At 38.7% G+C, this 12,586-nt stretch carries 9 protein-coding genes; all 9 read right to left on the minus strand.

The features are described from left to right. Window positions 1-11: 11 nt before the first annotated feature. Window positions 12-710: a GDSL-type esterase/lipase family protein gene (locus tag G7074_RS24495; RefSeq protein WP_124559947.1), complete on the minus strand. Its 699-nt coding sequence runs from the start codon at window positions 708-710 to the stop codon at window positions 12-14. A gap of 25 nt (window positions 711-735) precedes the next feature. Next, window positions 736-1,638 (minus strand): glycerophosphodiester phosphodiesterase family protein, encoded by a 903-nt coding sequence (locus G7074_RS24500; RefSeq protein ID WP_124559946.1) that lies wholly within the window; start codon window positions 1,636-1,638, stop codon window positions 736-738. A gap of 21 nt (window positions 1,639-1,659) precedes the next feature. Further along, window positions 1,660-2,559 (minus strand): glycerophosphodiester phosphodiesterase family protein, encoded by a 900-nt coding sequence (locus tag G7074_RS24505; RefSeq protein WP_233603872.1) that lies wholly within the window; start codon window positions 2,557-2,559, stop codon window positions 1,660-1,662. Between the two features lie 5 nt (window positions 2,560-2,564). After that, entirely contained in the window at window positions 2,565-3,974 is a 1,410-nt protein-coding gene (locus tag G7074_RS24510; RefSeq protein WP_124559945.1) for a calcineurin-like phosphoesterase family protein, read from the minus strand. A gap of 77 nt (window positions 3,975-4,051) precedes the next feature. Next, a complete protein-coding gene (locus G7074_RS24515; protein WP_166211836.1) occupies window positions 4,052-5,626 on the minus strand; it encodes a DUF5689 domain-containing protein in 1,575 nt (524 codons plus the stop codon). A gap of 32 nt (window positions 5,627-5,658) precedes the next feature. Then, window positions 5,659-7,242, minus strand: coding sequence for a SusD/RagB family nutrient-binding outer membrane lipoprotein (locus G7074_RS24520; RefSeq protein WP_124559944.1), 1,584 nt, complete (start codon window positions 7,240-7,242; stop codon window positions 5,659-5,661). Between the two features lie 10 nt (window positions 7,243-7,252). Then, window positions 7,253-10,747 (minus strand): SusC/RagA family TonB-linked outer membrane protein, encoded by a 3,495-nt coding sequence (locus tag G7074_RS24525; RefSeq protein WP_233603871.1) that lies wholly within the window; start codon window positions 10,745-10,747, stop codon window positions 7,253-7,255. A 119-nt stretch (window positions 10,748-10,866) separates the two neighbouring features. Further along, on the minus strand, window positions 10,867-11,871 hold the full coding sequence (locus G7074_RS24530; protein WP_166211839.1) for a FecR family protein: 1,005 nt from the start codon (window positions 11,869-11,871) through the stop codon (window positions 10,867-10,869). 123 nt (window positions 11,872-11,994) lie between these two features. Beyond that, entirely contained in the window at window positions 11,995-12,561 is a 567-nt protein-coding gene (locus tag G7074_RS24535) for an RNA polymerase sigma factor (protein WP_124559942.1), read from the minus strand. Between the last annotated feature and the right edge of the window lie 25 nt (window positions 12,562-12,586).

Consider the following 12,586-nt stretch of genomic DNA (forward strand, 5'->3'; position numbering starts at 1 on the left):
CATCCTCCCAATTAACGTTCAGTTAAATAACCACTCTTTTTAAGAAAATCTGCCCATACCTGATAGCCTGCAGGAATAAGGTGCAAGCCATCTTTAGTGAGCTCGGCTCTTAAATGTTTATCCTGATCGGTAAAGTTCGGATAGAGATCGATAACGGTTACGTTTTTTGCCGCAAATTGCCTGATCTGATCATTCAGCCACAAAATATGCTCGTCTTTACCATAATGATTTCTAAATTTTTCGAAAGAACTGTTTACAGGTAAAAGGGTGTTGAAATAGATGTGGGTTTTCTTCGATCCCTTTCTTATTCTGCTGATGATGCTTTTATAATTCCTTAAAATCACACTATCCGGAATATTCCGCGAAATATCGTTAATACCAATCAGGATGAAAACTTTAGCAGGTTTGCCATCAATTACATCCTGCAAACGTTCCAGTACCCCAAAGGTAATATCGCCTGAAATACCCCTGTTTTTAGCCTGTGGCAGATCTAATAATTTAGCCCAATCGGTACCAGCGGTAATGCTGTTGCCCAGAAAAACAAAATCCTTTTTCGATTTCGGATCAGCTTTAAATTTTGCAACCAGCTCTACATATTTACCCGGACGATAAGTGCTATCCCATTTTACTACCTGGGCCTGTACCGGCTTAAAATTTAACAGTATGAGCGCAAAAGTAAAAACCAGTAACCTGTTTAAAAATGTTTTCATTTAATTTTTATAAAAGCCTAAAATACTACTTTGCCTGCACTAAAATATCTGGATAATCAGAAATAATACCATCTACATTCAAGGCTTTCAACTTCTGAACATCGGCCAGGGTATTGGCTGTCCACGGAATAATTTTAACTCCATCGGCATGCGCCTTTGTTACCAACTCTTCGGTAACCATTTGCCACACCGGACTTAAAATAAATGGCTTAAAGCCTAAATCGGCAATATTTTCTTCATAAGTTTTTTTATTGGCCACAAGGAAAGAAGTTTTAACGGCCGGGTACTTTTGATGAATCAACTGAATTGTTCGCTTATCAAACGATTGGATAACCACAAATGGAGTAATTTTCTTATTGTTAATTACTTCCATTAAAAGTTTAACAAAAGTTTCGGGATCGGGATTGGTTACGCCATCACCCTTTTCGCTGCATTTGGTTTCGATGTTGTAAAAAAACTGTCTACGTTTATTGGCTTTAATATCGCGTTGAACCGCATCAATTAAATCGCCTAGCAAAGGCAGCTGTGTTTTTTCCTTTTTCTGTTGTGGAAAAAGCGCATAATATTTGCTCCCAATGTCGAATTTCTTAATTTCATCGTAATTCATTCCAAAAATCTGGTATTTACGTACGTCCGATTCCGGAATTTCTTTTCCTTCGGGAGTAAGCATAAATGCAGGACTTAAATAATCATCGTGCGTAACTACTACCTTGCCATCTTTAGAAATGTGGGTATCCATTTCCAAAGTAGTTATCCCTTCTATCTTCATTGCATTAAGCATGGCAGCAATGGTATTTTCAGGCATTAAACCACGACCACCACGATGTGCTTCTGCACTGAATTTAGGGAACTCTGCTGTTTTTTGGGCAAACACGCTGCCTCCGAATAAAGATACCGCAATAAATACGGCTGATACATTTAATTTCATAGTTATATTGTTATTTCTATTTCAAAAAAGGTTCGGATAATCGGTCATTATTCCATCTATTTTTAAAGCTTTTAACCGTTCTATTTCAACTTTGGTATTAACCGTAGCCGTTAAAACTTTTACCCCATCTGCATGTGCCTTACCAATTATTTCGGGATTAAAATCTTTGTAAGATGACCCGATGATAAAGGGCTTAAAACCCAGTTCTTCAATATGCTCTTCGTAACTTTTATTGTTGTTAACCAAATAGTTTAGCCTTACCTCAGGGTATTTTTGATGGATAAACTGTAATGCCCGCTTATCAAAAGACTGGATAATGGTATAATTCAATATCCCTTTTCTTTTAATCACCGCCAACACCAACTCGGCGAATTTTTCGGGTTTTGGGTGTAGCACATCATCTCCTTTTACGGTCGATTTAATTTCAATATCGTAAAAACATTGTTTTTTGTGGTTGCTCTTTATACAGTGCTGAACAGAATCGATCAAATCGCCCAATCGTGGAATATAACTTTTAACCTGCTGCTGTTGTGGAAATGCGGCATAAGGTTTTGCTCCCACAATAAAGCTTTTAAGGTTATCGTAATTGAGTTGATAAACCGCGTATTTCTTTGCATCTGCTTTCGGTATTTCATTGCCGTTGGGCAACAGTATAAAAGCCGGGCTCAAATAATCGTCGTGTGTTACCACCACTTCGCCATCTTTGGTAATGTGGGTATCCATTTCCAAGGTAGTTACCGAGTAGTTCTTTAACGTAAAGAGCATAGCCGGAATGGTATTTTCGGGCATTAATCCCCTGCCACCCCGATGCGCCTCTGCACTAAACGCAGGATATTGGCCCAATTGGTCAGGCATTTTAATTTGCCAAACCGATAGCGCCCCCACCAAAACCAAACCAGATAGCGATACGAAGATTTTCATTGATTCTATCCTTTAAATTCAGCTTCAAATTTCTCACCAAAACGATCAGTAGCCACCACTTTCACGTTTTTAACCTCAGGGCCGAAATGCGCCATAAATAAATGATCTGTTGCAATTGGCTCTACAAACGGACGTGGGTTAGGTAGTTTATCTCCCTGATACAATTTAACTGCCAAGGGGTCAAAGCCATCCTGCTGTACTAATGCTCCCATTGGTTTCCCATCCAAAAAGTATTCAACCTTCCATTCGGGATCGTAATTCCAAACGTTTGCAATCAATCTTTTCTGGTTGGTTAAGGTTTCTACATCAATGCTTACCTGTACTTTGCGATCCTGTTCCGTTGATTTATAATACCACTTTAAATCTGTGCCACTTACCTCGTAGATACCGTATCCACGTGGTGTTCCGTCTCCACAAATCGGGCCCGTCCACCAACCGCCACAAACCGTACCGTGGTTATGCTCAAAAATACCATCCTTAATTACATTTTTATTAAAATGGGTATGGCCAGACATGATGTGTACATTTTTAAATTCCTTAAGTAAGGCATAAAAATCACTGTTATTCTTTACCGAATTATGGATGGGAATATGCGTATTGATAATTAACAAGGCATCCTTAGGCACAAACATTAAATCTTTGGCCAGCCAATCTAACTGGGTTTGTGAAATAAAACCATCGTAGGTACGCTCTACACCCAGATAACGCACATCATCTAAAACTACATAGTGTGCCTTACCACGGTTAAACGAATAGTAGGTCGGCCCGTAATGCGCTTGAAAAGTGTGGTCAGAAGTTTCATCGTCACCCATACGGTAATCCATATCGTGATTACCAAGGCACTGAAAAAAAGGAATACCCATCTCAACCACGGCCTGGTTATAATCAGCAAACAGTTCGTGGTTATCCCAAACGATATCGCCTACCGTAATGCCGTGCACAGGGATATTACCCATCGCTTTTATAGCCTTTTTGGTATCAGGTACTGAAGTTGCCATCATTTGAGCAACATCTTTTTTGCTTTTTACCTGTGGATCGGCCCAAACGATAAAATTGTGTCTGCTGTCATCAACCTTCATTTTTTTCAGTTCGAAATTCAGTTCAGCTTTGGCTCCTGGTTTTTCATAATATTTAGCCAGAAAGCTATCGGTTGTAAATTCGTAACCTGCAGGTGTACTAATCCAGATAAAGCGCGCAAGTTCGTGCACTTCGAAATTGTACACACCGCTTTTATCAGTTTGTACCACATTGTATCCATCAGATACGACAACATTTGCAACCCCTTTGCCTTTACTGGTAATTTTACCTGTAATTTTCTTATCGCCTGCTAAAAAAGAAAATGAATGGCTTTTTAAGCTCACAAATAAAGTTGTAGCCAATAATCCACCTTTTTGTATAAAAGACCTTCTGTTCATTGTCGTATTTAAAAATTTTGCAAAAAACAAGGCTAAGGGCAATTACTCCTTAGCCTTGTTACAAATTCATTTTATTCTTATTTTATCTGTGTTGCCGGCACACCTAATGGATTATCAGTAGTTGGGGCTGGAAAAACACCTTCTATTTCGGCAAGAGTTGATGTTAGCGTTAACAAAATATTCGTTTGTGTTCTGGCTTTAACCCATTTACCTAAAGTTACACTGTACACACCGCCAAACTTATAATAATAACCTGCATCTGAAGGTGTTGTATACGTAAAGTTGATGGTATTTGTTCCTTGACGGTAGAAAGGCTGAGCTGCCAGGGTTATCGGATTTACAATATCGTAAATATCGTTGTTCGCAATGCGATAGCCTATTGCCGGAGGACCCGCAGAATAAAGTAAACCGCCTGACCCTACAAATAAAGCATCAATTGGCGTACTTGCTTCGGTTACCGTTGTTCCTTCGAATACTGCTACACCGTAAGCATTCCCACTGTTCGCCAGCAAATTGGTGGTTTTGGTTCCAAATCCATCGCCTGCAATAGTTGAATAATCAAATGATCTAATCCAGTTTGAAGAAGCTATACTGGTAGAATTAACACCAGCAACTGCCGAATTAATTAATTTCTTGGCTCCACCAACATAAAAATAGGTTCCCTTTGCTGCTTTACCTGAAGTTAAGTTAAACTTATAGGTTCTTAAATCGCCCAAAGCCCATCCATTTGTTGGATTAATTGCGGGTGTAGATGCACCTGCATTGTTTGTAGTTACCACAGAAAACGGTGTTACCGAAAAGTCGATATCGCGGGTAGCCAAAAATTGGATATACTCGTTATTCGCATCTGTACCTTTTGGATCGGCAATCCAGCCACTTATTATCATTGCCGGAATACTAACAGTACTACTTAAAACCACTACATCAGATGCGGTACGCAATCTATGTTGAGGAATTAACTTCCCGTCAGCACCTGCTTTATTAAAGATAATACCGTAAAAATTAGCTAAAAATGGCAAGGTTTTACTTGCAAAAGCTGCTGTCGGCTCAGTATGAAGTGTGATGTTATCAAAACCATCGTTTACCAATCTATCGCCCGAAAAAGTATCCGTTGGTGCTGGCACAGGATCAAAACCTCCTTTTACAATGGCAACCAAAGTACTTTCATATGCTTCTGGATTGGCCAAAATATAACTACTCGGTACGCGGTTAGGTGCAATGGTTACTCCACTGGCTAATTTAGTAATATTGGCAGGTACTACATTCTTAACTTGTAGCACACCGCTTTCGCGTGTTAAAATACAGCCGTTAATATCTACTGCAATCGAATCGCCCGGTACATATTTTGCTGCATCAGCACCTATATTAACTGTAATACCGCGTAATTTCGATAATCTCTTTTTATCTTGAAGCACCAAATAACCAGCAGGCATGTTTCCTCCGGAATGATCAGAGACTACCACTCCACTAATTTTGGTCGAACCAAACATATTATCGGCCGATAAGGTAAGATCACTTCCTTTGTATAAACTTCGCAAATCTAACATTGGAATGTAGGGACCTACCGTTCCTGCCGGATATTTAGTTTTTTTGCAAGCAGCAAATGCAAGCACTGCAAACAAAATAAAACTATAGCTTAAAATTCTTTTCATGTTATTTAAATTAAAATAGTTAGAAACACACATTAAGGTTTTTGCCACCAAACTTGTGTATAAATCTCATCCGCTCCCTGAACCTCTACTGCTTTTTTATAGTTTGTAGGATTAGCTGATTGAACGTAAACCGGATAGGTTAAACGGGCTGGCATAATACCTCCATTTTTTAAACCAGCTCCTTTTGGTAAAACCGGATGACCCGTACGACGGAATTCAACCCATTGTTGCAAATCTTCCAAAAACAACGTGTAGTATTTTTGCAAATGGATTTGCTCCATATGATCATCAACCGAACCTGCTGGCGACCAAACGATATCTGCATCAGTTAAATAGGTTAAAAATGCAGCATCAGTAATGGTTGCTGGCGTAGTTGGTGTGGTAGTAGCCGTTAGGTTAGGCCAAATTGGCAACCATGTAGTAATTGTACTTAAAATACCTGTTTTATAATAATTATCAGCTGTTCCAGTGGTAATGAAGCCTTTTAATGCAGCTTCTGACAGAATAAAGTTTAACTCTCCATAGGTCATAATCATACCATCTAAAGGCTCTACCTGAAGATTTGTAACCAATGCACTGCTTACAGTAGATGCACTTGAATAAAAATAGGCTTGCTTTGCTATACCTGCTCCTGGAAGGTAACCGCCAGGTACACCAACAAAACCATTCGAACCTTGTGCTATTCCCCATCTGTTTACTCCGCCTTTACCATATTTGGTAATATCTAAACACGGATGTTGCCAGTCTCTTAAGTGATCGATAAAGAATGAACCAATTGAAGGTGCGGTAAAATCCTGCGTACGTACGTTGGTTACATATGGATTGGTATAAGGGCCTGTTCCCACCCATCTTAAAATTGCCGAATCGTCGTTACTCGTCATTTTAGGATATGTAGAGGCTTTGGTATCAACCATCTCTTTAATCTTTGCAATCATATCCGAAGACACTTCTGCCTTACCCGACAAACGCAACAACATTCTCAAATACAAAGAATTACCAAATTTTCTCCATTTAGAAACGTTTCCTGAATAAACAGGATCACTCGATGCTAAAACAGCCGGACCTGTTGCCAATAAAGTATTAGCTTCTTCCAGTTTTTTAAACAAATCGAGATAAATATCCTTTTGAGTATCAAATTTCGGTTCCGTAATACCGTTTTTTGCCTGATTAGATTCAGAGTAAGGTGCATCACCATAGGCATCGGTTATCATTGAATAAATCCATGCCTGGCAGATTAAAGCAATACCTTGATACGATTTATTTGCGGTTAAAGGTTCGCCTGCTTTTGTATAAATATCTTTAAAATTAGTTAATTGAACATACCAGTTATTCCATAAATAATCTGCGTAGGTTCTTCTGTATTCGTACCGGAATACTTGCGCATCTGCATCGCTTAGCGATACGGTAACCTGCATTAATTCGTTATTAAAGTTACGGTTACGAACCATATTTGCCGTTACTGTGTTGACTAAAGCGGGTGCCAGCAATTGTGCCGGTGTACTTGTTGGCGAATTGTTTGGATCTGTATTGATTTCGGTGAAATCTTTTTTACAAGCGGGTAATACCATCATACTAATGGCTACCATACCGATAAATGTATATAATCTCTTTTTCATATTATTAGAATTAAAAACCAACCGTTAATGTTACCCCAAATGTTCTGGTTGATGGAAATTGTGCTGTTTCAAAACCTTGTACAATATCAGTTCCTGAAAGCGTACCAAACTCCGGATCGAAAATTGGCCATGGCGACCAGATAAATAAATCACGACCGTATACACCAACTGAAGCTCTTTGTAAACCTAATTTTCTGGTTAATTTAGGTGTTAAAGTATAATCTAAACGGGCCTCTCTGAATTTTAAGAAATCGGTACTAAACGTACTTCCTTCAGCGTTATCTGCTCCCATTTGCGCCCTGTAATAGGCATCAACATCATAGGCAACTACATCATTCGGGCGATATGTTCCGTTAGTATTTTGAACAACACCAGTACCAATTATACCATTGTATCTTCCCGGAAGTGTATTGGTTGTTTTTCCTTGCTCCACTAATTTGTAGTTGGTTAAAGAGTGTGCTACTGCACCAACCTGTGCATCGAACAATACGTTTAAGCGAAATTGTTTGTACCTAAACTCTGATCCAAAACTTGTTTTAAATTTTGGTGATGTATTTCCTAAATAAACAACATCGTCGGTAATTTTTGCAGTTCCGGTAGTTGCATCGTACACAATTTGTCCATCAGGAGAACGTACAAATCCACGACCATATAAATCGCCCATGCTACCGCCAACCTTCGCTACAACCTGTCCACCGGCAACAGGTCCGGTTCTTAATACTACTGAGCTATCGCCATTTATATCGACAATCTTATTTCTATTGGCAGCATAGGTAAAATTCGCGTTCCAGCTAAAATCTTTTCCTTTTATTATCGTTCCGTTAACCGCAAGCTCAATACCTCTGTTATCTACACGACCCGCATTGATAACCATTTGATTATAACCTGTTGAACGATCCAGAATACGGTATAAAATTTGATTTTTTGAATTACCAGCATACATAGCAAAATCAAAATTCAATCGATTCTTAAACAAACGTATATCGGCACCCACCTCGTAAGTACTGGTGGTTAATGGTAACAAATCCGGATTAGGTAATATGGTTGGGTTTTGCAATGCACCACCCGTATACAAACCACCAGCAGCTGACGGATAAGTATAAGAAGTGATGTAAGGTGTATTTGTGGTACCACCTACTTGCGAATACGAAGCCCTTAGCTTGGCATAATTAATAACTTTGGGTAACTTAACTACTTCAGATAAAATAAAACTTAAACTTGCTGATGGATAAAAGAATCCAACATTGTCTGTTCTTGAAGGTGTTGCCAAAATACTAGACCAATCCTTTCTACCCGTTAAATCTAAATACAGGTAATTTTTATAGGTTAATGAAAGCAAACCATAAAAACTATTGGTAGCATATTTATTCCGAAGCGGTAAGGTTACCAATGGGCCTGCTGCATTCGAAAAAGAATACAAGCCTGGATAGATTAACGAATCGGCTCTGATTTCATCTCTAATGTATTTATTCTTAAGCATGCTACCACCTGCTGTCGCGGTTAATTCGAAATCCTTTGTTACTTTTTTGTTATATCTTAATAAGAAATCGGTACTGGCTTCCTGCGAATAAATATTTTGCGTACGGTATGATCCTTTTGGTAATTTAGTACCTGCATCATACGGACGATCTTGTTCACGTTGCTCGTAACTAAAATCGAGCGATGTTCTCACTTGTAAGCTTAATTCCTTAGTAAAACTATAGGCAGCCTGCACATTTCCAGTCATTCCGTTTCGTATCGATTTATTTATAAATTCGTACGAAATAGCATATGGGTTTTCAGGAAATGAACTAAATGGATATTGAATTGCTCTACCTTCCTGACCAGTTTTCCAATAATCTCTTAATCCATTTGGATCAGCATTTGGTTGCCAGAAAATGTACCAGTACATTAACGATTGGTTGCCATAACCTGCACCGGGTAAGTTATCGCTAAACTTGTTGGTATAGTTAATTTTAGATGAAATAGTTAACTTATCGTTTACTTTCGAATTAACCGATAAAGCTACCGAATTACGTCCGTAACCTGTATTTGGTGTAATCCATTTATTATCTACATTGGTAAATGAGAAACGGGCCGTAGTTTTATCGGTACCACCATCCACACTTATCGAATTGGTATATGTTTGGCCGGTTTTAAAAAAATCGTTTACTCCGTTTACATACGGAACCCATGGAGTTCTTTCGGTACCCACTTTTTGGGTAGCCGGATCGTATTGGTAAAACATTTGACCATTAAACCTTGGTCCATATGCCGAACTCGTACCACTCGTACTTGCTCCGTCTGCACCAGCACCATACGAATAATAATCGGCACCGGCTAAACCCTGTCCGTATTCATATTGTAAATCTGGAGAGCGGTTCATGCTCTCGAAAGAAGCATTCGAATTAACAGTAATTCCCAATCCTTTACGTTTTGGATTACCAGATTTTGTGGTAATCAAAATAGCACCATTTCTACCACGTTCGCCATAAAGTGCAGCTGCACCCGGCCCTTTTAAAATTGAAACCGATTCTATATCCTCCGGATTAATATCATTTAAACCACTACCGTAATCGGCAGGCATATTATCGCTGCTTGTTCCGTACACAGATTCGCCAGCAATTGCCGTAGAACGACCACTACCACCGCTAATTGCAACTCCATCAACTACGATTAACGCTTCACTACTTCCACTTAAATCGCTCTCGCCACGTAAAACTACCTTAATTGATCCTGTAGGACCTCCATTTGAGCGTATTAAATTTAGACCGGCTACTTTTCCCGAAAGGGCATCCAACCAGTTACCCGAAATGGCATTCGTTAACGCTTCGCCTTTAACGGTTGTATTGGCGTACCCCAATGCTCTTTCTTCACGTTTAATCCCTAAAGCAGTAACCACAACCTCATTAAGCGAATTATCTGCCGATTTAAGCGTAAAATTTATTTTTGTAGTTAATCCATTGCTTACTTTTATCAATTGTTTCCGCGCAATTTCATACGAAATAAACCGGGCTTCAACAGTATAAATTCCTGGCGTTACATTGAGGTTAAACTCGCCATTATTATTGGTTTGCACCGACAAATTTAGCTCTACAACCCTTATGGTTACTGCGGGTATAGCCACATTGGCTTCGTCTACAACAATACCAGCAAGCTTGCCTGTGCTCATGTTCTTTGCCGTAATTACAATATTATTACCGCTTATTTTATAGCTAAAAGGCAATCCCTTTAAAAGCAGGTCCATCACTTCGCCTACCGAACGCTGCCCGCGCGAAACATAAACCTTTTTCTGATCGTTTAACTGGGTATTGTTGTAAGCAATAGTATTTCCGCTAAGCTTCTCTACACTTTCAAAAGCTTTTTTCAGTGTAATTCCATCTGCTTCGAATAAAATTTTCTTATCCGATTGAGCATATGCATTATTCATAATCGAGAACATACTAACGGCAATGAATACCATCATTATGATCAGTTTTGAGTGATACTGATGGATGTTTTTCATCCACCCGGTATTAATTTTCATATCTTTACTAAGTTTTACTTTTTCAAATGAGTTTAAACAGTTTTCCGGGTCCGGAATGTGTCCAGCATTTCGGACCATTTTCATTTTTGTAACCTTTATATCATATCTACTTTCATAATTTATTGTTCATAAATAATTACCTTGTTTTCATAGATTTTATATTTTGAACCAGATAGTTTGGCAATAACTTCCATAACCTGGTTTACGGCACTCTTGTTAAATTTTGCGGTAAGTTTCATTGCTTTTAAGCTTTTGCTTTTAATTTCCACTTCCACATCATACTCGCGCGCTATGACATCGGCAATCTCGCTAAGCGGTTTATCATAAAAAAACAGCTTATACTCCCGCCAGCTGTCAAAATCAACTGCATTTACCACCTCTCTTGTGGCCACCCCACTTTCTTTTATAATGTTTAGCTGTTCGTTAGGTAAAAGAAATTTAACCGGATCTGCTTTGCCTTTATTTTTAACAATTACGCCTACCTTACCGGTTTGTACAGTAATGCTGATGGTTTTGGCAGATGTATAGGCGTTAATGTTAAATGAGGTACCTAAAACGGTCGTACTAACCTTTCCGATATAAACCACAAATGGCTGTTTATCCCGATGCTGCACATCAAAAAAAGCTTCACCTTCCAGGTAAACTATTCTTTTACCTGTATTAAAGTTTTGGGCATAACGGATTTTACTATCCCCATTCAGGTAAATATTCGATCCATCGGGCATGGTTACTAGTCTTTTCTGGCCTTTTGGATTATAAATTTGATGGTAGGCAATACTAACAACAGGTTTTGAACGGTTTACATTAAAATAGATGACTGGCAACATTAAAATAACAATTGCAGCGGCAATGCTGATGTACCTGCGGTAGTTTAGCTTGCTAATCACTGCGGCCTGAACAGACGTATTTTTTGCCGTGTGCTGCTGAATGGCTGCCCAGCTTTTATGTTGATTTGCCGGCTTGTTCAAAAATTGATCTGCTGTTTCGAAAGCCTGAAGGGTTTCCCTAAAAAGTTGTTGGTTTTGCTGATTGCTGTCAACCCAGATCAATAAATCGGTAAGATCTTCGCTTCGGATAGTTTTCTTGCTGTAATCTTCAATTAATTTATAATAATGTTCGTCCATTTAATTATGCTGTTCTATGGGTAAGACAGCAGAAACGGAAAGAATACGTAGTTAAAAAAGTTAAGTTTAGATTAATAAAATGTTAACACCATTAAAAAGGTAACATCGAATTAAAATAACGGATTAAATGGCCGATCTGTCAGCCGCGAGATGCCTGAAGCTTTTTACAGCCTGATACAATAGTGTTTCTACGGTTCTTACAGATATTCCCAATATTTCCGAAATCATATTTTTTTCGAGCAAGTCTATCCGGCTCATTAAAAGTACCTCGCGCTGGCGCCCAGGCAATAAATTAATTAAATTTATAATCTCAGAATATGATTCGCGACTAGCAAGCAGATCGTGTGGATTTAAGTAAGTATCGGGATAATTTAAGCTATCTTCATGATCGTTTAAACTGAGGGTATTTAATTTCACCCGTTGTATTTCGTTAAATGAAAGATTCTTGGCCGAAGCAAAAAGATATTTCCTGATCGATTTGATCTGTAGCTCATTCCGTTTGTCCCACAGTTTCATAAACAAATCTGCTATAAGTTCTTCAGCTTTGTTATAATCCCTGATGTAAATAGATGTAAACTTACATAAGGCGGGGTAATACCTGTTGAATAGGGTTTCAAGAGCAAGACTATCCTCATTGATTAACAAAGACACTAAATCTTCGTCACTTTTGCCAAAATACATATCCTTCATCTGGTAGCAAAATTAGACTGCTAAC

The sequence above is a fragment of the Pedobacter sp. HDW13 genome, assembly GCF_011303555.1.
Taxonomy (GTDB): domain Bacteria; phylum Bacteroidota; class Bacteroidia; order Sphingobacteriales; family Sphingobacteriaceae; genus Pedobacter.

Bases quoted from the DNA above. Each gene is read 5' to 3' on its own strand.
- G7074_RS24495 (WP_124559947.1), bottom strand. From the start codon at position 710: ATGAAAACATTTTTAAACAGGTTACTGGTTTTTACTTTTGCGCTCATA.
- G7074_RS24500 (WP_124559946.1), bottom strand. From the start codon at position 1,638: ATGAAATTAAATGTATCAGCCGTATTTATTGCGGTATCTTTATTCGGA.
- G7074_RS24505 (WP_233603872.1), bottom strand. From the start codon at position 2,559: ATGAAAATCTTCGTATCGCTATCTGGTTTGGTTTTGGTGGGGGCGCTA.
- G7074_RS24510 (WP_124559945.1), bottom strand. From the start codon at position 3,974: ATGAACAGAAGGTCTTTTATACAAAAAGGTGGATTATTGGCTACAACT.
- G7074_RS24515 (WP_166211836.1), bottom strand. From the start codon at position 5,626: ATGAAAAGAATTTTAAGCTATAGTTTTATTTTGTTTGCAGTGCTTGCA.
- G7074_RS24520 (WP_124559944.1), bottom strand. From the start codon at position 7,242: ATGAAAAAGAGATTATATACATTTATCGGTATGGTAGCCATTAGTATG.
- G7074_RS24525 (WP_233603871.1), bottom strand. From the start codon at position 10,747: ATGAAAATTAATACCGGGTGGATGAAAAACATCCATCAGTATCACTCA.
- G7074_RS24530 (WP_166211839.1), bottom strand. From the start codon at position 11,871: ATGGACGAACATTATTATAAATTAATTGAAGATTACAGCAAGAAAACT.
- G7074_RS24535 (WP_124559942.1), bottom strand. From the start codon at position 12,561: ATGAAGGATATGTATTTTGGCAAAAGTGACGAAGATTTAGTGTCTTTG.